This window comes from Candidatus Pelagibacter sp. uisw_098 (assembly GCF_059512505.1).
On the sequence record NZ_CM183454.1, the window covers coordinates 1,321,219 to 1,341,282 of the forward strand.

Consider the following 20,064-nt stretch of genomic DNA (forward strand, 5'->3'; position numbering starts at 1 on the left):
CTAATTCGTCAATTTTAACTATAAAAACATAACCAAAATTGTCTTAACAATTATTTCTTAAAAAATACTGTCTGCTTGTAAATATTCATATCGGTTATAAATTTAACTTATGAGAAATGATTTATCATTTGAGGTAGTAGTTATTGGAGGAGGACACGCTGGTTGTGAAGCTGCAGCAGCCTCTGCACGTCTTGGAGTTAACACTGCCCTATTCACACACAAAATTGAGACCATAGGAGAGATGTCTTGTAACCCGGCGATAGGTGGTCTTGGTAAAGGTCATCTTGTTAGAGAGATAGATGCCTTAGATGGTGTGATGGGAGAGGTTGCAGATAAATCAGGTATACAATTTAGATTATTAAACAGAAGTAGAGGGCCAGCAGTTCAAGGACCCAGAACGCAATCAGACAGATCACTGTATCGTAAATATATGCAAGAAAAATTACTAAACTACTGTAATTTAAGCATTTTTTCAGATACTGTAATAAGGTTTATTTTTAATAAAAACACTATAAGTGGCTTTGAAACAAAGTCAGGCAAAAAAATTTTATGTGGTAAGCTAATCTTAACAACAGGTACTTTTTTGAATGGTTTGATTCATATAGGTGATAAGAGAACGCCAGCAGGAAGGTTTGATGAAAAGCCCTCAACAGGATTAAGTGAACAACTTGAAAAGTATGATTTTAAAATAGGAAGACTTAAGACAGGAACACCACCAAGACTCGATGCCAGAACAATTAAGTATGATAATTTAGAAGAACAGCTTGCAGACGATGATCCTTATTTTTTTTCTTTCTTAACTAAAAAAAATTTAAACAAACAAGTTTCATGTCGGATGACTTATACGAACGAAAAGGTTCATAAGATAATTCAAAAAAATCTAAAAAGAAGTGCCATGTACTCAGGAAGCATACAGGGGGTTGGCCCAAGATATTGCCCTTCAATAGAGGATAAAATAGTAAAGTTTGCAGATAAGGACCGTCACCAGATATATTTAGAGCCTGAAGGATTAAATGATCACACAATATACCCAAATGGAATATCTACCTCACTACCTGAGGATGTTCAGCAAGAAATATGTAACAATATCAGTGGTTTAGAAAATGTTAAGATAATTAGACCCGGTTATGCCATAGAATATGACTATATTGACCCTAGAGAACTATTTTTAACTCTTGAGACTAAAAAAATTCAAAATTTATACCTTGCTGGGCAAATAAATGGAACAACGGGATATGAAGAAGCTGCGGCCCAAGGATTAATCGCTGGAATTAATGCTGCGTTATCTTTTAAGAAAGAAGAGCCATTTATTTTGGATAGATCAGATGCATACATTGGAGTTATGATAGATGATTTGGTAACAAAAGGTGTCGCAGAGCCTTATAGAATGTTCACCTCAAGAGCAGAATATAGACTAAGTTTGAGAGCAGATAATGCCGACCAAAGGTTAACAAATAAAGGAATTGAAATTGGATTAATATCAAATGAAAGAGAAGATGTTTTTAAAGATAAAGAACATAAATTAGGAATAATATTTAAAATAATGTCTGAATCATCAATATCTCCAACAAAAATAAAGAACTTTGATATTAAAATTGCAAAAGATGGTATTATAAGGAAATCTAATGAAATATTAACCCAAAAAGGTGTTGATATGAAAAAAATAAGAGAAATTTGGCCTGAAATTCCTTATTTTGATAAAAAAATAGATGAGCAAATTGAAATAAATGCTCATTACAGAGGCTATCTTAAAAAACAAAAAGCAGATATATTAGCATTTAAAAGAGATGAAAATTTAGTCATACCTGAAAAAGTTAATTATGATGATCTTTCTGGACTATCAAATGAGGTAAAAGCCAAATTTAAACAAATAAAACCAAAAACTATGGGACAAGCACTGCGTATTGATGGAATAACTCCAGCTGCCGTATATATTTTGTTGTCACATGTAAAAAGAAAGTCTATTAAGCTAATAGCTTAATGGAAGAAATTTTTAAAAAATATCCACTACTAAAAGACCAAAATGTTCCACGTGAAACATTAATTGAGTTTGAGCTATTTATATCCATGCTACAGCAGGAAAATGATGAAATTAATATAATTAGTAAAGAAACAGCTAAAAATGAGGTTATTAGAGAACGTCATATAATTGATTCAGCACAAATCATTGAATTTGTTGATTTAAATAGTAAAATTATAACAGATATAGGTTCAGGTGGAGGCATGCCAGGTATAATTATATCAATTATGATTAAAAATCAGAAAAATTCGATCAAAGTTCACTTATATGAAAAAAGTCACCACAAAAGCTCTTTTTTAAGAAAAGTATCTAGAGATTTAAAATTAAATACCGAAGTCATGCAAGAAAATATTTTTGAGGCACAAAATTTAGACTCGGGTACAATAATGGCAAGAGCTTTTAAACCTTTACCAATAATTTTAGATTTAGTTTATAAAAATTTTAGTAGTTACAAAAATTTAATTGTCTTCATGGGAAAAAATGGAGAAAAAGTTTTAGAAGAAACTTTAATAAATTGGGATTTTGATTTTGAAAAGAAAAAAAGTATTACAAGCGAAGATTCATTTTTATTAAATATAAAAGATATTAAAAAAAAACATTAAAAAACTAAATGCAAATTATTTCTGTAATAAATCAAAAGGGTGGGGTCGGAAAAACAACAACAGTAATTAATCTTGCAGCAGGTTTAGCCCAACAAGAGAAAAAGGTTTTAGTTATTGATCTTGATCCACAAGGAAACGCTACTACAGGACTTGGTCTATCCAATTTAGAAAGTTCAACAGATACTATTTACGGAGTATTGAATGGCACAAAAGTCATTTCTGATGTGATTAGAAAAACTGAGTTCAAAAATTTAGATATTATCACTTCGAATGTAGATTTATCTGGGCTTGAGGTTGAGACAGCTGATGACAGCATGAGAGCCTTCATTTTAAAACGCGAATTAACCCCTTATTTGAATAATTCTAGAGCAACCTATGATTATGTACTTATAGACTGTCCACCATCACTAAGCTTGCTTACAGTTATGGCGCTAGTGTCTTCTCACTCACTATTAGTTCCATTACAGACTGAATTTTTTGCTTTAGAGGGTTTAACCCAGCTAATGAAAACCATAGAACGAATAAAAGTTAATTTAAATCCTGAATTAAAAATTAGAGGCATACTTTTAACAATGTTTGATAAAAGAAATAAGCTATCCACACAAGTTGAAAAAGAAGCAAGGGATTATTTCAATGAAAAAGTTTATCTAACAGTAATCCCAAGAAACGTCAGGCTTTCAGAGGCTCCATCGCACGGCATGCCAGTCTTAATGTATGACAAATCTTGTCCTGGTAGTAAATCATATTTTAACTTTACAGATGAATTTATTAATCAAGAACAAAAAATAGGGAGCGCTGCATAATGGATACAAACAAAATAAAAAAAGGTCTAGGCAGAGGTTTGTCATCTTTAATAGGTGAAACAAAAGTAGAAATAAACATTAATAAAGTTTCGATATCTGATCTTGTAAGCAATAAATTTCAACCAAGGAAAACATTTGATGAGGAAAGTTTACAAGATTTAACAAACTCAATAAAAGAAAGAGGTATCATTCAACCAATCATTGTTAGAAAGTCTAGTAACGATAGTTCAAAGTATGAGATAATTGCCGGAGAGAGAAGGTGGTTATCAGCACAAAAGGCAGGGCTACACGAAGTTCCGGTGGTTATTACAGATGTAGATGATTTAAAATCTTTAGAATTTGCAATTATTGAAAATGTTCAAAGAAATGACTTAAATGCAATCGAAGAAGCAGGTGGCTATAAACGTCTTATTGAAGAGTTTTCGTATGACCAAGAAAAAGTAGCACAATTTATCGGAAAAAGTAGAAGCCATATTGCTAACTTTTTAAGGCTACTCAACCTTCCAGAAGCAGTTTTAAGGTTAATTGAAACTCAAAAATTATCAGCAGGACATGCAAAAATTTTAGTAGGTCTAGATAATGCAGAGTTTGTTGCAAATAAAATAATTGAAAAAAACCTTTCTGTTCGACAATCAGAAAATTTTGTTAAAATTTTTAAGACTAAAAAACACTCTCTTAAGCCCTTGAGAGATACAAATTTACAAGCCTTAGAGAATTCAATTAGAGAAAAAATTGGTCTTAATATTTTAATTAAAAATAAAAAAAATAATTCAGGATCTTTATTATTAGAATATAAAGATCTAGATCAGTTAAATAAAATAATTGAGATTATAAAATCTAATTATTAGTTTTTTTAGAATTATTAATTATGAAATCTGTTAATATACTTTTTCCTACACTTGAATTTTTTTTAATTAAAAATTCAATTTTATTACTTTCGTAAATTAAGCTCTTTAATTTATCTTTTCCCCAAGACCTTATTTGTTGTATTACTAGTGGCTTATCTTTCCAGAAAATAGGTGGTTTAAACAAAGAAACTGCTTGTTCTATATTATTTTTTTCATCAACTAGTTCATAAATTTTTACTAATCTTTTCAGTTTAGCTAATAATGTTCTTATAATTATTATATTGTCCTCATCTGAATAGTTATTTTCATTTAAAATAGTAACGGTTTTTCTTGTGTTTTTGGCAAGAGAGTGGTCGATTAGTTCTGAAGCACTATAGTTATCAGCTAGATTTGTGAGCTTAATAATTTGTTGAAGATTTATATTATTTTTATTTAATGAAAAATTTTCAATTTTTGCTAACTCATTATTTAAATTCTTTCTATCGCCCCTGCTTCTTTCTATTAAAATATTTATTAGTTGTTGTGAGATTGGAATTTTTTTGTTTCTAAAAAATTGACTGATTATAGAATTCAATGTTTGATTGTTGTCTTCATAAAATGGAATGCATATAATAGTTTTTTCTTTCTCAAAAAATTTTCTTACGGTAGATTTTTTTTCAAGATTTTTTGAATTCAAAATAAATTGAATATCAGATGGATTTCTTTCTATTAGTTCTTCTATTATATCTTTAATCTTATCTGTTGCTCTATTTATTATTATGAGTTTTTGATTATCAAAAAATGATTTTGTAAGCACACTATTGAAAAATTCATTTCGATTATCTAGTATTTCTTTTTCTTCATATCTATGAATCTTCTCTAAATAATTTTTTTCAAACGAGTTTTTTATAATTTCTTCTTTCAGTCCTTCATTGTTACCAAAAAAAAGGTAAAATTTATAATTATTTAAATTTATTTTATTTAATTCAAACGACTTTATGATCATCTAATATTTGATAATTTAAAAATTAGTTCATCTGAAATCGTTTCAGCTAAATTTGTTTTTAATTGTCTTTCATAGTTTTTAAGGTCAAATTTGTTAGTGCTGTTACTATATTTAAAGCTCTTTTTTATTTTTATTTTTCGTTTTAAATCCACGCCAATGTAAACCTCAACTTCTGTTGTTGTGATGTTTTCAAAATCTGTAGGGTCCCCTGCAGGGTCTTTCGCAGTGACTATTTTTTCTGATACACTTCTAACATCAAGTATAAATTTTTTATCTTTTTTCGTCAGAATATAATTATTAAATTTTTGCTTAATTTTTAAATTAATATCTCTATCTCCTTGAAAATTTATACTACTAACTGAAAAATTATAATCTATAGAGTTTTTTTTTGAGTGTATCGCCTCGTAGCCACAGGATAATGTAAGTAAAAAAAATGAAATTAAGATAGTTTTTTTTAACATTCTTATATTATAATATTTATTAGTCTGTTTGATACAAAAATTGTTTTTTTTACCTTTTGATCTTTTAGCAGTTTTTCGGTATCTTTATTTTCTTCAATTTGTTTCAACAAAGTCTTTTCATCAATATTATTTTTTACTTTTAGAAGAGCTTTCTTTTTACCATTAATTTGTATTACAAAATTTATATTTTCTTCTTCCAGCTCTTCCGCCATAACAATTGGCCATTTTACCTTATCTTGATTAATATCTTCTAAACATTCGTTTGCAAAATGAGGGATAAAAGGCATCATTGATATAAGGATTTTTTTATAATTTTCGACTAAAAAGCTTGTTTTTACAGGGTTTTCTATCTCTTTGATTAAAAAATTATACATTTCATGAAGATTAGCAACTATTACATTGTAGTGAAATTTTTCCAAGTTGTGAGTAATTTTATAAATTAATTGATTTGTAAATTTTGTTAATCTTTCATTATGAGTATCTGATTTATTGGTATCAATTTTTTTTAGAATTCTCGAATGTAGTACCCATAATTTTTGTAAAAATTTATACGATGCCATCATACCTTGATCCGACCATTGTACATCTCTTTCAGGTGGGCTATCTGATAAAATAAATAATCTCACAGAATCTGCTCCATAGTTTTCTATTATATTTTGAGGATCGACAGTATTTTTTTTGGACTTGGACATAGATTCTATTGGTCCTACAATTATTTTTTCTAAAGGATTTGTTTTTTTATAAAAGTTTTTTGTATCTTTAGAGAAAACTTCCTCTGGACTTAACCAATTATTTTTTTGGTCTTTATACGTTTCATGACAAACCATACCTTGCGTAAATAAACCATCAAATGGTTCTTTTAAGTTAAATTTTTCATTTTGATAAGAAAGAGCTTGCATAAAAAACCTAGAGTATAAAAGGTGTAAAATTGCATGCTCAACTCCACCTATGTATTGATCAACTGGCATCCAATAATCAACCTCTTCCTGAGTAAATCCATGGTTGGCATTTTTTGAAGAGCAGAATCTTAGAAAATACCAGGAAGAATCAACAAATGTATCTAGGGTATCTGTTTCTCTTCTATATTTTTTACCATCAAGAGTAAAATGTTTCCATTTTTCAGCATTATCTAGAGGATTGCCAGTGGTTTCTAATTTTTCTATTTTTGGTAATTTAACAGGAAGCATATCTGTAGGAATTTTAATTGGCTGATCATTCTCATCGTAAGCAATCGGTATAGGACATCCCCAGTAACGTTGCCTTGATATTCCCCAATCTTTTAATCTGTAATTTGTTTTTTTTTGTCCTAGATTATTTTTTTCAAGAAACTCTATTGTTTTGATTATCGATTCATTTGGTACTTTTAAACCATCTAAAAACTTTGAATTATAAAGATATCCATCTCCAGTATAAGCTTCATTATTAATTTCAAAATCTTTATCTTTATCTGGTTTTACAACAGGGGTAATTTTTAAATTATATTTTTTTGCAAAATCTAAATCTCTTTGATCATGAGCGGGGCATCCAAAAACAGCACCAAGTCCATAATCCATTAAAACAAAATTTGCAAAAAAAACGGGAACTTTTATAGTTTCATCTAGAGGATTTATTGCAACTAGGTCAGTTTTAAATCCCAGTTTGTCAGCTGATGCAATGGACTCTTCTGTTGTCCCAGTTTTTGAGCACTCTTTTTTAAAACTTTGAAACTTTTCATCTTGTTCATAAAATTTAGACAGAGGATGATCAACTGATAATGCTAGAAATGAAAATCCAAACAAAGTATCTGGTCTAGTTGTATAGCACTTAATACTGTCAACAGGCTTTTCACTCTCAATTTTAAATTCAACTTCACAGCCGAAAGATTTTCCTATCCAATTTTTTTGCATAACCTTTACTTTATTTGGCCAATTAGTTAGAGTATCTAGGCCTTTTAGAAGATCTTCTGAAAACTTTGATATATTAAAAAACCATTGATTTAATTTTTTTCTTTCTACAGTTGCACCTGATCTCCAGCCTTTTCCATCAATTACTTGCTCGTTAGCTAAAACTGTTTCATCAATTGGATCCCAGTTTACATAGTTTTCTTTTCTATAAACTAAACCCTTATCATAGAGCTCTAAAAAAAATTCTTGTTGGTGTTGGTAATAATTAGATGAACAAGTCGAAATTTCCCTACTCCAATCAATCGATAAGCCAAGTTTTTTAAGTTGAGACTTCATTGTCTCAATGTTTGACTCAGTCCATGTTTTGGGATCCAGATTATTCTGTCTTGCCGCATTTTCTGCTGGCATACCAAACGAGTCCCAACCCATAGGATGTAAAACATTAAATCCTTGCAATGCTTTAAATCTTGCTAGAACATCGCCAATTGTATAATTCCTTACATGCCCCATATGTATCTTGCCAGAAGGATAAGGAAACATTTCTAAACAATAAAATTTTTTTTTACTTTTGTCTAATTGTGCAGCAAACGTTTTATTTTTATCCCAAAAACTCTGCCATTTTTTTTCAACAGTTTTGAAATTATATCTATCCATTTTAATGAACTATATTTTTAAATTATAATTATTTAGTACCGAAGTCTGGTGATTTATAATCTGGTCTTTTTGTTAATTCATTATTTTTAATTAAAGTAGCCTCTTTTAGAATCGCTAATTTTATTTCATCAGCTAAAGCTGTTTCTAGTTTAGATGTTTTGCATCTATTTTGATTATCACAGGTTTTTTTATATATAATAACCTTAATTCCATCAGCTCTTATTTCTGTAGATAAAAATCTTACAGTAATTTTAGTATATTCATTTTCTTTTTTTTCATCTGAAAACCAATCTGTAATAATCATTCCCCCAGAATAATCAACGTTGCTTAATGGTGTAAATTCTAGCAATTTAAGAGAAGCTCTCCATAATTCATTAGATGAGGCAAAATCAAAAACACCATTTTTCTTTTTATCACCACCTAATAATTTAAAATTTCTCCCTTCCTTAATATTTTTATCAACCCTATCTTTCACGTTTGGGGATACCTTACGCGCATCAGTTTTTTTATATATCCCACAACCTGAGATATTAAAAATTAGTGTAACAAAAAGAATTATTTTTATAAATTTTATCATTTTATGTATGTTTATTATCATCAAAAAATAGCGTATTATCACACATATTGTTGTTATTAAAAGGAATTATAGTGTGATATTTATGCAACAAATACTAAAAAAAACTCTTTTATTATCTTATATTATAAAAATTTTAACAATATTTGTTATCAATACGCATTATTAATAATAATAATTAACAAACAAATAGGAGAAAATATGACAAACCTAAAAAAAATAGGTCTTTCAGCTCTAGCAGGTTCGCTTGTAGCATTTTCAGCACAAGCTGGTGAATTATCAGTAAGTGGTGGTGCTAAGCTTACTTATACTGGTGATACTGGAAAAAACGATGCAGAAGCAGATGGTAACAGATTTGGTATGCAGCAGTTAATGACATTTACTGGTTCAGGTGAATTAGATAATGGACATACTGTATCTCTATATCACGCTATGACAGCTAATGGTGGAAAAAGTTCTTCATCTTTAACTTATGACATGGGTGCTATGGGAGCAATAACTTATAACCAAGATTCAGGTGATCTAGGTATTGGTAAAATTGATGACATTATGCCAACTGCAGAAGAAGAAGTATGGAATGGTCTAGACGCTGATTCTATATCTGATGGAACTGAAGGTCTAAATGGAAGAGTTGATAGTGGAACTACTGGTTTCAACTATGCTTATTCTGTTGGTGATATGGCTAACATTAACGTTGGTTACGGTGTAAAAACTTCTGATAACTCAACAGATGATGGTGGAAACTCAGGAACAGGCGCTGTAGAATCTGCTACTTCAATTGCAGTATCTATGACACCTATCGATGGTTTAAGAATCGTTGCTGGTACTGGTGAAAGAGGTGTAACAGCTTCTACATCTAATGATCATACTACATATGGTTTCACATATGCATTTGGTCCAGTAACTGTTGGTGCACAGCATTCAGAAATCGATTCTGCAACTGCTAACTCTGACCTTGAAACAGATATGTACGGTATATCATTTGCAATAAATGATAACCTTTCAATATCTTACGGTTCTCAAGAAACTGAAAAAGAAGGTGATACTGATGAGCAAGATGTAACTGGTATGTCAATTGGTTACTCTATGGGTGGAATGAGTCTTAAAGCTCACTCAAACAAAGCAGAAAATATTCAGCAAGTTGCTGGTATCGAATCTGAGCACACAGAAATCTCTTTATCTTTTGCGTTTTAATTAAGTAAAAAGATTATATTTAAAAGGCCCCTTTATGGGGCCTTTTTTTTACTCTTCAATTTTTTCTAAAAAATCTAAATAATCTTTGTAATTTTTGTTAAGATCTACAGAGCTTTTGTAAATTGGTTTTCTTGCTTGAGCAATGCTCACTGTTTTTATCGGTGGACCATTTTTTTCAAAATTAATACAATTATCTTCCCAGGCAAGATTACAAAAATCTATTATTTTGCGTGTTTCAACGTTTTGATCATTAACCAATTTTTCATATTCACAGTCATAAATATAGTTAGGCATTTTGGCATGCCAAAAAGCCATCAAATCTTCATAAAGGTTTATAAATTTTATTAAATTTACTTGATTATAGCTCCATGGCAAAGAAAATCCGTCAAAAACATTTTTATAAATAGATAGAGCGGTATCTTTTAAATTTCTTTTACAATGAATTATCTTTGCATGGGGAAATAATAATTTAATAAAACCAATCCATTGAAAATTTAATGGCGATTTATCTAAAATAATCAGATTTTGATTAAATTGTTTAAATAAAGCAAGAATTTCAGCAGATAAAGCATCAATATAATTTTGATCAAGCTGATCAATATCAAAAATTTTTTTTGACAATATGGAATTCAGTACGGGTAGTTCACCCCCACCGTATACTTTAGAGTGTGAGGATATAATTTGGTGAGTGAGGGTGGTTCCAGACCTTGGTAATCCAACAACAAATATTAAGTTAGGTACATCTGATGATTGGGTTGTGCTAAACACCTGGTTAGTAAATTTTTCTTTAATAGTATTAAATAAGTTCAATTCGTCAGAAAAATTATAATTTTTAAAGATATTAAATTGTGCATCATTTCCTTTGATAAAATATTCAGAGGATTTTTTATAGTCTTTCTGGTCTGAATATGATTTGGCTAAAGCAAAATATAGTGGAATTTTATTTTCACTTGCTAGATCAGGATTGTTAATTTTTTTTATCATTAATTTTTGGTGATTATCGTCTGTATTATAAAAATTAATAGTACTAAGCATTTTATCTGCAATTATATTATGGGGAAATTTTAATTGAAGGTTTTTTAAAACTTCTTTAGACTTATCAAATTCACCAATAATTTGATAAGTGCCAGCTAAATTAATTAATAAAGTTTCAATATTATCATTTATTAAATAAGCCTGTTCATACAATTTTATGCACTCATCAATTTTGTTTAAGTCTCTTTTTAAATTACCAAAATTAATTAGAACATTCGTATCTTTTGGGTTTATTTGAAGTGCTCTATTAAAAATTATCTCTGCATCTGAAAACATTTCCATATTTCTATAAACAGCACCCAAATTACAAAGTAAAGTTATAGCCTTGGGTTGTTTTTTAAGCCCCCTTTTTAAAATACTTTCTGCTTTTGTTAGTTGACCCAACTGTTTATAAGAAAGACCAATGTAATTATAAAAAGTAACTTGAGTTGGATCCTTTTTAAGTAAAGCACTTGTTTTTTCTATAACCACTTCGTAATTCTGTGAAACAAAAAAATTGTGAATTTTTTTTAATTCTTTTTGAAGGTATTCTTTGCTTATTTTCTTAATCATAATTAAATAATAACACTTTCATTTTGAAATAATGAAATGGAAGCAATACCATAAGGGTTTAAAATCTTAATTTGACTTAGATTTTTTTCATTAACTCCGCCAAGACATATAATTTTTTTCTTAGTCTTTTTCATTAGATTTAAAAATCTATATAACCCTAAACAATTTTTATTTTTTTTTGAAGTAAACAAAGGTGATAAAAATATATAATTAACATTTTGAATCTCTTTTTCTTTAATTTCTTGTAGGTTGTGTGCGGAACCTAGTAGTTTAAATTTTTTTTTAAAATTATATGAATTAAATATTCTGTCTTTATTAAAGGAAGGTACATATGCTCCATCTAGGTTGAGTTTTATTGCTAATTTAACATCATTACTGAGATAAAACTTTATTCCTTTTTTTTTACATGCATTTTTTATACTTATAATTGTGTCTAAATTATTTTTAGTATGATAATTTCTATATATTACAGAGGTATTATTTAATAATTTGTTTATTATATTATTATCAAATTTATCGATAAAACAAAAAAATTTTAAATTTTTAAAATGCATAATCCAATTAATAACTTAATTAATATTGAAAACCAATTGAAAGATTTGAATATAAATAATAATAAAATAAAAAGTGAAATTATTGCTGTAAGCAAAACATATCCAATAAAAGATATTCTTCCATTAATAAAATATGGCCATATAAACTTTGGAGAAAATAAAATTCAGGAAGCCTTAGAAAAATGGAGTGATGTTAAGAGTAATTTTTCAAATTTAAAATTACACATGCTGGGCAAAGTTCAAACGAATAAGGTTAAGTTTTTAATACCACTATTTGACTACATCCATTCTTTAGACAATTTAAAGCTTGCTGAAAAAATATCTCAAGAAGAAAATAAAAAAAACAAAAAAATAAAAATTTTTATTCAAGTTAATATTGGAAAAGAAAAACAAAAAAATGGTGTCGATATCGAAAATTTGGAAGATTTTTACAAGGAATGTTCTTTAAATCTAGGATTAAATATAATTGGATTGATGTGCTTGCCGCCGAAATATGAAGTCTCATCTAAGTTTTTCATAAATATGAAAGAACTTTCAGACAAATTAAATTTACCCAATTTGAGTATGGGAATGTCTAATGATTTTGTAGAAGCTGCAAAATATGGAGCAACTTATTTAAGAATAGGATCTAAAATTTTTGGGGAACGAATCTAGTTTATTCTGATAAAAGTATTTTTTTTAATGATTTTTAACAAGATCTCAAAATGTAATCTATTAATTGCAACACAGCCAGCAGTAGGTTTATAATCTTTTGTCAAATGTATAAAAATTGCACTCCCTTTTTTTGTAATAATTTTTTTTCTATTATAGTCTAAAGCAATTACATAATCGTACTTGTAGTCTCTCCGATATAGTTTTTCGTGTTTTACTTTTTTATTAATATTAATTTGTTTATTATAAAATTTACTTAATGAATCATCACACCAACCCATATTTTTACTAATTTTAGTTTTTTTAATTTTGCATTTACCCAATGAGATGCGATCAGCTCTGTAGTAAATTTGAGATAATTTGAATAATCCTTTGGGTGTACAATTATCACCTTCGATTTTTTTTTTAGTTATGCCATTTTTTCCAATGCAACATCTAAATTGAAATTCATCAATTTGGAGTGTATGCTTATTTTTAAGGTTAATAATCATAATAAAATAATCATGTTAAAACAAAATGTTTATATTGCTAATTTTAAAGAATTATATGAAATTTTTAATGAAATTAAAAGTGCATTAAATTTTAACGTTTTTGAGATTAATGATTTAGATTTACAAAATTTCATTAAGTTAAATAACAAAAATTTAAAATATTCACTTATAATAACTAGTCATAAAAAAACAAATTTTAAAATTAAGACTATTGACAGTAAAGAAGTCTTAATTTTTGAAAACTTGCCAATTTCTCTAAATAGCTTAATTGAAAAAATAAATATTTTTCTTTTAAAACTTAAATACAGATCACAATCTGAAATTATTATCAAAAATTACGTTATTAATTTAAACAACAGAAAAATATACAATCGTAGTACAAATACAAAGTTAACAGAAAAAGAAATCCAATTAATTCTATTCCTCTTTTATGAAGAAATTCCACAAAAGGTTTCAAAACTTCAAAGTGAAATCTGGAATTATGCTAATAATTTAGACACTCATACCGTTGAGACTCATATTTACAGATTAAGAAAAAAAATCGAAAATGTGTTTGGAGATGATAATTTTATATTAAGCAGTGAAAAAGGGTATCATCTTTAAGTCTCAGTTTTATTTGTCTATATTGATATTGAAACTAATAACAATTCTATCCTCATGAGATAAATTTTTACTAACTGCATGATGTAAGTATGATGGAAAGATCAACAATTTTCCCTCTTCTGGTTCAAAATTTAAAGCTACAGCAGATAGGTCGGTAACTTTTTCTACAAATGGAGCATTTACGACTCTTTGTTCTTTTGGATCAAAAAACTTTATTTTACCCGAGTCTTTTTTTGCTTTAACGTAATAAGCTGCGCTTAAAAAGGAATTTGCATGATTATGTCTTATATTAAATGTATTTTTGGGATTTATTATTGACCACATTCCATCAATTTTAGTTTTTTCAATTTTATATTTCAAACCAAAATCATTTGTAATAATTTCAAATAAATATTTATGAATAGTATTTAAAAATTTTTTTAGTAAATCACTCTCAGCAATATTAAAAAATGGAGAGTGCCATCCCCCAACATTAGAAGCTGTTAATCCCTTTTCATCTTTTTTTTTTAAATTATAAATATATTTTTCAAGTTCAACATTAAACTCATTATAATTTTCTACTTTATATTCAAAAACTGGCACAGGAAATATTTTGTGAGTTTTCTGTCTTGTCATCTTAAAGTCTTGCCCCTAAAATTTGAATTACTTTAGAGGACATATTCGTACCTTCTTGTAAGCATTTTTCAATTGAAAAATCATTGATATAGCCGTGCAAAAAACCCGATGCAAAAAGATCTCCTGCGCCAGTTAAATCTACTATTTTCAGATTTAAATTAATTGAATTTTCAAAAACTAAATTATTCTTTATTGTTATTGCTCCCTTTTCTCCTCGTGTAATAACTATTACCTTATTGAGGCTTTTTGCAAACGATATTACCTCAGTAAAATTTTTTGCATCAATTAAAGAGCTAAACTCTTGTTCATTTGCAAAAACAATATCTAATTTATTTTTTACTAAGTCTAAAAAGTCTTGTTTATGTCGATCAACACAAAATGAATCAGATAAAGACATAGAAACTTTACTGGCATTTAGTATTGCTTTATCGAAAGCTTTTTTTGGATTTCCCTCATCCCACAAATAGCCTTCTAGAAAAATCATTTCACTATCTTTAATTGTTTTTATATTGACATCGTTCTCATTAATTTTTCCTGATGTTCCAAGAAAAGTACACATTGTTCTTTCGGAATCAGGTGTAATTAATATTAAACAAGTTCCTGTGGGTAAGATTTCCTTCTTTTTAGAATAAAAATAACTAACATTTTCTTTTTTTAATCCATCCTCATATTTCTTACCTAAATTATCATCATTAACCTTACCAATAAAGCCAACTTCATTTCCTAATTGTGATAACCCAACAATAGAGTTTGCCACAGATCCCCCTGAAACTGTTTCTTCAATTCTTAGTGTTGATAAAAGTTTTTGAAATTCATTTTTATTAACTAGCCTCATGGTACTTTTGGTTAATTCATTATCTATTAAATATTGCTCATTTACTTTGCATATAACATCTACAATTGCATTTCCAATCCCTAGTATTTTCATATTATGCTTTTTTTATTTTAACTGGATTTTTTCTTTTAGGATAACAAGTAGTACAAATTTTACAAGTCAAACCATAACACTCTCTTGCTTTACAAAACTCTCTTCCATAATAAATTATTTGCAAGTGTAACTTACTCCATGTTTTTTTAGGAAATAATCTTTTTAAATCTTGTTCAGTTTGAGTAACACTTTTGCCATTTGTTATGCCCCATCTTTGGGCCAACCTATGGATATGAGTATCAACTGCGAAGGCTGGCACACCAAAGCCTTGAGACATGACCACACTTGCTGTTTTATGGCCCACACCAGGTAGTCTTTCGAGATCCTCAAAGCTCTTAGGTACCTTGCCACCATGATTTTCTAATAGCTGTTTTGACATTAAATAAATGCTTTTTGATTTAATTCTAAATATGCCTATGCTTTTTATTAATTTTTCAATTTTTTTTCTACCCAATTTTACAAAGTGCTCAGGTTTATAATATTTTGGATATATATTCTTGGTTACATTATTAACATTCAGATCAGTACACTGCGCTGATAAAAGAACAGACATTAAAAGAGTGAATTTGTTTTTATAATTTAGAGGAATAGGGGTTTTTGGATAAATTTTATTTAAAATCTTAAGTATTTTTTTTGCTTTTTCTTTTTCATTCATTATTTAAAATTCAATAAATCTCTCATTGAATAAAGTCCAGGTTTTTTATTAATAAGCCATTTTGCAGCAGTTAAAGCACCATCTGAATAAAGAGCCCTATCAAATGCCTCATGATTTAATTTTATTATTTCTTTACCGCTAGAGAACGCCACTTCATGTTCTCCAATAATCTCACCTTTTCTAATTGAATTAAAATTAATTTTTTCTCCATATGGAAAAGATTTTTTATTTAAAAATTTATTTCCAATCAAATTATAAAAGTTTTTATTTTTTCCATTAGCAATACCTTTTCCAAGCATTAAAGCCGTTCCTGAAGGGTAATCTTTTTTATGCTTATGATGAACTTCAAATACTTTGCTTAAATATTCGTCATTTAAAGATTTCGATGTTATTTCAGTTAAATACATCAATAAATTAACACCTAGGCTCATATTACCAGCTTTTAGTATGGGAATTTTTTTTGAATATTTTTTAATTAAACCTTCTTCTTTTTGAGTAAAGCCAGTCGTTCCAATAACCACTCTTTTTTTAAGTTTTGATGCAATTTTGAGAATATCCAGAGTGCATTTGGGGACTGTAAAATCAACTATTACATCAGTTTTTTTAAAAGCTTGTTCTGTATTTAAATCAAGTTTAATGCCTACTATTTTTTTAATAACAGGTTTATTTTCTGTAAGAGTTACTAATTTAAAGTTTTTATTAGATTTAGAAGATTTAATAAGCTGTTGACCCATTCTTCCAAGACAACCAGAAATTGCTAAATTAATTTTTTTCATCTATGAAAATATTAACCTTTTTTGGTTAATTAGTCTTTTAGTTTTTCCAAAAATTTTTAGCTTTTTGGAAGAATTTTTTAATACTTGGGTTTGATTTTTCATTCTCAATTTCTCTAAATTTTTCAAGCAGTTCTTTTTGTTCTTTATTCAATGAAATAGGAACTTCTGTATTTACCTGAACATAAAGGTCACCATTTCCACTGCCACGTATATAAGGCATTCCTTTACCTTTTAGTCTAAATTGTTTTCCATTCTGAGTTCCATCTGGTATTTTAATTTTTGCTCTTCCACCGTCAATTGTTGGTATCTCAATTGTAGTGCCAAGCGCTGCATCAGCTATAGAAATTGGGAATTCAAAAAATAAATTTTCGTCTGATCTTTTAAAAAGATCATGAGAGTGAACGTTAATGAATAAATACAAATCTCCACTAGCTCCACCTTTGGTACCAGCCTCACCTTTACCCGCTAACCTTATTCGTGTTCCGTCATCAACACCTTTGGGTATGGTTACAGATATCTTTTTTGATGCTTGTTTATTACCCTGACCACTACAGTCAGTACATGGATTGGTAATTTCTTCCCCAGTTCCCTGACATTGAGGACATGTTTGTTGAACGGTAAAAAACCCCTGATTAGACCTTACTTTGCCATTTCCACCACAAACTGTACATCTACCTGGAGAGTGACCGGGCTTTGAGCCATTTCCTTTGCAGGTGTTACATTTTTCTGTTGTTGAAAATTTTATATCTTGTTTTTTTCCTTCATATGCCTCTTCTAGAGTAATGGATAAATCATATCTTAAGTCAGAGCCCCTGTTATTTGTGCTCCTTCCTCTTGATCTTCCGCCACCACCAAAATCACCAAAAAAATCTTCAAAAATATCTGAAAAATCAGCTCCTCCAAAACCGCCACTTTGTCTTCCACCTCCACCACCTTCAAAGGCAGCATGGCCGAAATTATCATAGTTTTGTTTTTTCTCTGCATCAGAAAGAATACCGTATGCCTCACCTGCTTCTTTGAATTTATCTTCAGAAGCTTTATCACCAGGGTTTTTATCGGGATGGTGTTTTACTGCTAACTTTCTATATGCTGATTTTAATTCTTCAGCACTTGCACTTTTACTAACACCTAAAACGTCATAAAAATCTCTTTTAGCCATAAGTTACTCTAAGATGATAGTTGTTTTAAGTCTTAAGCGCTTTTTTCTTTATCTTCTTTTTTATCCTCTTTTACTTCTTCTTCTTTATCCTCTTGTATCTCTTCTTCTTTTACTTCCTCAAAGTCCGCATCAACTACATTGTCGTCTTTTTTTCCTTCACCATTTTTATCAGCATCTTTAGATGAATCTGGTTTCTTTTCTTGAGATTTATAAATAGCTTCACCTAATTTCATAGAAGCTTGAACCAAAGTTTCTGTTTTTTTCTTAATATCCTCAATATCAGTCCCTTTAATTACTTCCTTTAAAGCAGATGAGGCTTCTTCTATTGCTTTTTTGTCTGCATCTGAAACTTTAGCACCATGTTCTTTTAGATTTTTTTCAGTTGAATGAATTAAAGTATCTGCTTGATTTCTTGCATCTACTGACTCTCTTTTCTTTTTATCCTCATCTTTGTTTGCTTCTGCATCTTTAACCATTTTTTCAATTTCTTCGTCACTTAAACCGCCTGAAGCTTGGATTTGGATTTTTTGTTCTTTTCCAGTTCCTTTATCTTTTGCAGAAACACTAACAATTCCATTTGCATCAATATCAAAGGTTACTTCGATTTGAGGTATTCCTCTTGCAGCTGGTGCAATACCTACTAGTTCAAAATTTCCTAACATTTTATTATCAGATGCCATTTCTCTTTCACCTTGTAAAACTCTTATTGATACAGCAGGCTGATTATCATCTGCTGTAGAAAAAACTTGGCTTTTTTTTGTAGGAATTGTTGTATTTTTTTCAATTAATTTTGTTGAAACTCCACCAAGCGTTTCAATTCCAAGTGATAGAGGTGTTACATCTAAAAGCAAAACATCTTTAACATCTCCTTGAAGTACACCAGCTTGAATTGCAGCACCCATTGCAACAACTTCATCTGGGTTTACACTTTTATTAGGCTCCTTCCCAAAAAAGTTTTTAACTTCTGCTAAAACTCTTGGCATTCTCGTCATACCACCAACCATTACAACTTCATCAATTTCATTTGCATTAAGGCCTGCATCCTTAAGTGCAGTTTTACAAGGTGGTAACGTTCTTGAAATTAAGTCTTCAACCAAAGCTTCTAATTTTGCTCTAGTCATTTTTAGATTAATATGTTTTGGACCTGTTTTATCTGCAGTTATAAATGGTAAATTAACATCTGTTTGTTCAGCAGAAGAAAGTTCAATTTTTGCTTTTTCAGCAGCTTCCTTTAATCTTTGAAGAGCTAACTTGTCAGTTCTTAAATCTATACCATTATCTTTTTTAAATTCTCCAATTAAATAATCAACAATTGTATTGTCAAAATCCTCACCGCCTAAAAATGTATCACCATTAGTCGATTTGACTTCAAATACACCATCGCCCAATTCAAGAATGGATACATCAAAAGTTCCACCACCTAAATCGTATACGGCAATTTTTTTATTTTCTTTCTTCTTATCCAAACCATATGCTAGAGAAGCTGCAGTAGGTTCGTTTATAATTCTTAAAACTTCTAATCCTGCAATTTTACCCGCATCTTTTGTTGCTTGTCTTTGAGCGTCATTAAAATAAGCAGGAACAGTTATTACTGCTTTAGTTACTTCTTGTCCTAAATATTTTTCAGCTGTTTCTTTCATTTTTATCAGAATAAATGCTGATATTTGTGAAGGGGAATATTTTTCACCTTTTGCTTCAATCCAAGCATCACCTTTTTCTGAATTAACTATTTTAAAAGGAGCTGCTGCAATATCTTTTTTTACAGTCGGGTCTTCAAAATTTCTTCCAATTAATCTTTTTACAGCAAATATAGTATTTTCAGGATTAGTTACTGCTTGTCTCTTTGCAGGTTGTCCGACAAGTTTTTCTCCATCATCAGTAAAAGCAACAACTGAAGGAGTTGTTCTTGCACCTTCTGCATTTTCTAAAACTTTGGGCTGACTACCCTCCATGATAGATACACATGAATTTGTTGTTCCTAAATCTATTCCTATAATTTTGCTCATAATTTAAATCCTACC

General features: G+C 29.1%; 20 protein-coding genes. 7 read left to right on the plus strand and 13 right to left on the minus strand.

The genetic code is table 11. The annotated features are described in order from the left end of the window. Positions 1 to 109: 109 nt before the first annotated feature. Genes mnmG through AC5YF9_RS07195 form a run of 4 tightly spaced genes read left to right on the plus strand, consistent with a single transcriptional unit; the run spans position 110 to position 4,273 of the window. Positions 110 to 1,981 (plus strand): tRNA uridine-5-carboxymethylaminomethyl(34) synthesis enzyme MnmG, encoded by a 1,872-nt coding sequence (gene mnmG, locus AC5YF9_RS07180; protein WP_496169893.1) that lies wholly within the window; start codon positions 110 to 112, stop codon positions 1,979 to 1,981. After that, on the plus strand, positions 1,981 to 2,622 hold the full coding sequence (locus AC5YF9_RS07185; RefSeq protein ID WP_415303986.1) for a 16S rRNA (guanine(527)-N(7))-methyltransferase RsmG: 642 nt from the start codon (positions 1,981 to 1,983) through the stop codon (positions 2,620 to 2,622). Before mnmG ends, AC5YF9_RS07185 begins: the two co-directional genes overlap by 1 nt. Before the next feature lie 8 nt (positions 2,623 to 2,630). Then, complete coding sequence (locus tag AC5YF9_RS07190) at positions 2,631 to 3,425, plus strand: ParA family protein (protein WP_415303987.1); 795 nt, start codon at positions 2,631 to 2,633, stop codon at positions 3,423 to 3,425. Continuing rightward, positions 3,425 to 4,273: a ParB/RepB/Spo0J family partition protein gene (locus AC5YF9_RS07195; RefSeq protein ID WP_415303988.1), complete on the plus strand. Its 849-nt coding sequence runs from the start codon at positions 3,425 to 3,427 to the stop codon at positions 4,271 to 4,273. The genes AC5YF9_RS07190 and AC5YF9_RS07195 overlap by 1 nt, the downstream gene beginning before the upstream one ends. Here AC5YF9_RS07195 and holA read toward each other — a convergent pair. Genes holA through AC5YF9_RS07215 form a run of 4 tightly spaced genes read right to left on the minus strand, consistent with a single transcriptional unit; the run spans position 4,263 to position 8,833 of the window. Further along, the gene (gene holA / locus AC5YF9_RS07200) at positions 4,263 to 5,258 is read right to left on the minus strand and encodes a DNA polymerase III subunit delta (RefSeq protein WP_415303989.1); all 996 of its coding nucleotides are present in this window, start codon (positions 5,256 to 5,258) and stop codon (positions 4,263 to 4,265) included. The genes AC5YF9_RS07195 and holA overlap by 11 nt on opposite strands. Continuing rightward, positions 5,255 to 5,719, minus strand: a complete 465-nt coding sequence (locus tag AC5YF9_RS07205; RefSeq protein WP_415303990.1) for a hypothetical protein — start codon at positions 5,717 to 5,719, stop codon at positions 5,255 to 5,257. Before AC5YF9_RS07205 ends, holA begins: the two co-directional genes overlap by 4 nt. Positions 5,720 to 5,721: 2 nt before the next feature. Beyond that, a complete protein-coding gene (leuS, locus tag AC5YF9_RS07210; RefSeq protein WP_415303991.1) occupies positions 5,722 to 8,256 on the minus strand; it encodes a leucine--tRNA ligase in 2,535 nt (844 codons plus the stop codon). 28 nt (positions 8,257 to 8,284) lie between these two features. Next, positions 8,285 to 8,833 (minus strand): DUF3576 domain-containing protein, encoded by a 549-nt coding sequence (locus tag AC5YF9_RS07215; RefSeq protein ID WP_415303992.1) that lies wholly within the window; start codon positions 8,831 to 8,833, stop codon positions 8,285 to 8,287. A gap of 198 nt (positions 8,834 to 9,031) precedes the next feature. On the opposite strand from AC5YF9_RS07215, the gene AC5YF9_RS07220 reads away from it, so the two are divergent. Further along, positions 9,032 to 10,024, plus strand: a complete 993-nt coding sequence (locus AC5YF9_RS07220; RefSeq protein ID WP_415303993.1) for a porin — start codon at positions 9,032 to 9,034, stop codon at positions 10,022 to 10,024. A 48-nt stretch (positions 10,025 to 10,072) separates the two neighbouring features. Here AC5YF9_RS07220 and AC5YF9_RS07225 read toward each other — a convergent pair whose 3' ends face one another. Further along, positions 10,073 to 11,611, minus strand: coding sequence for a tetratricopeptide repeat-containing sulfotransferase family protein (locus AC5YF9_RS07225; RefSeq protein WP_415303994.1), 1,539 nt, complete (start codon positions 11,609 to 11,611; stop codon positions 10,073 to 10,075). A gap of 2 nt (positions 11,612 to 11,613) precedes the next feature. Further along, positions 11,614 to 12,165, minus strand: coding sequence for a thiamine phosphate synthase (locus AC5YF9_RS07230; protein ID WP_415303995.1), 552 nt, complete (start codon positions 12,163 to 12,165; stop codon positions 11,614 to 11,616). Here AC5YF9_RS07230 and AC5YF9_RS07235 point away from each other — a divergent pair. Next, a complete protein-coding gene (locus AC5YF9_RS07235; protein ID WP_415303996.1) occupies positions 12,160 to 12,819 on the plus strand; it encodes a YggS family pyridoxal phosphate-dependent enzyme in 660 nt (219 codons plus the stop codon). The two genes, AC5YF9_RS07230 and AC5YF9_RS07235, sit on opposite strands and share 6 nt — an antisense overlap. Here AC5YF9_RS07235 and AC5YF9_RS07240 read toward each other — a convergent pair. Further along, on the minus strand, positions 12,816 to 13,307 hold the full coding sequence (locus tag AC5YF9_RS07240; protein WP_415303997.1) for a L,D-transpeptidase family protein: 492 nt from the start codon (positions 13,305 to 13,307) through the stop codon (positions 12,816 to 12,818). The two genes, AC5YF9_RS07235 and AC5YF9_RS07240, sit on opposite strands and share 4 nt — an antisense overlap. Positions 13,308 to 13,319: 12 nt before the next feature. Between AC5YF9_RS07240 and AC5YF9_RS07245 the strand changes: the two genes are divergently transcribed. After that, positions 13,320 to 13,910 (plus strand): winged helix-turn-helix domain-containing protein, encoded by a 591-nt coding sequence (locus AC5YF9_RS07245; RefSeq protein WP_415303998.1) that lies wholly within the window; start codon positions 13,320 to 13,322, stop codon positions 13,908 to 13,910. 9 nt (positions 13,911 to 13,919) lie between these two features. Here AC5YF9_RS07245 and AC5YF9_RS07250 read toward each other — a convergent pair whose 3' ends face one another. From AC5YF9_RS07250 to dnaK, 6 genes are read right to left on the minus strand one after another with little or no spacing between them, the layout of a single operon-like run. After that, the gene (locus AC5YF9_RS07250; RefSeq protein WP_415303999.1) at positions 13,920 to 14,525 is read right to left on the minus strand and encodes a TIGR02466 family protein; all 606 of its coding nucleotides are present in this window, start codon (positions 14,523 to 14,525) and stop codon (positions 13,920 to 13,922) included. A gap of 1 nt (position 14,526) precedes the next feature. Then, positions 14,527 to 15,453 (minus strand): adenosine kinase, encoded by a 927-nt coding sequence (locus AC5YF9_RS07255; protein WP_415304000.1) that lies wholly within the window; start codon positions 15,451 to 15,453, stop codon positions 14,527 to 14,529. A gap of 1 nt (position 15,454) precedes the next feature. After that, positions 15,455 to 16,108 carry an endonuclease III gene (nth, locus tag AC5YF9_RS07260; RefSeq protein ID WP_415304001.1) on the minus strand — a complete coding sequence of 218 codons (654 nt, stop codon included), beginning with the start codon at positions 16,106 to 16,108 and terminating at the stop codon, positions 15,455 to 15,457. Beyond that, positions 16,108 to 16,884, minus strand: a complete 777-nt coding sequence (dapB, locus tag AC5YF9_RS07265) for a 4-hydroxy-tetrahydrodipicolinate reductase (RefSeq protein WP_415304002.1) — start codon at positions 16,882 to 16,884, stop codon at positions 16,108 to 16,110. Before dapB ends, nth begins: the two co-directional genes overlap by 1 nt. Before the next feature lie 37 nt (positions 16,885 to 16,921). After that, positions 16,922 to 18,043, minus strand: coding sequence for a molecular chaperone DnaJ (gene dnaJ / locus AC5YF9_RS07270; RefSeq protein WP_415304003.1), 1,122 nt, complete (start codon positions 18,041 to 18,043; stop codon positions 16,922 to 16,924). Positions 18,044 to 18,075: 32 nt separating this feature from the next. Next, the gene (dnaK, locus tag AC5YF9_RS07275) at positions 18,076 to 20,049 is read right to left on the minus strand and encodes a molecular chaperone DnaK (protein ID WP_415304004.1); all 1,974 of its coding nucleotides are present in this window, start codon (positions 20,047 to 20,049) and stop codon (positions 18,076 to 18,078) included. Between the last annotated feature and the right edge of the window lie 15 nt (positions 20,050 to 20,064).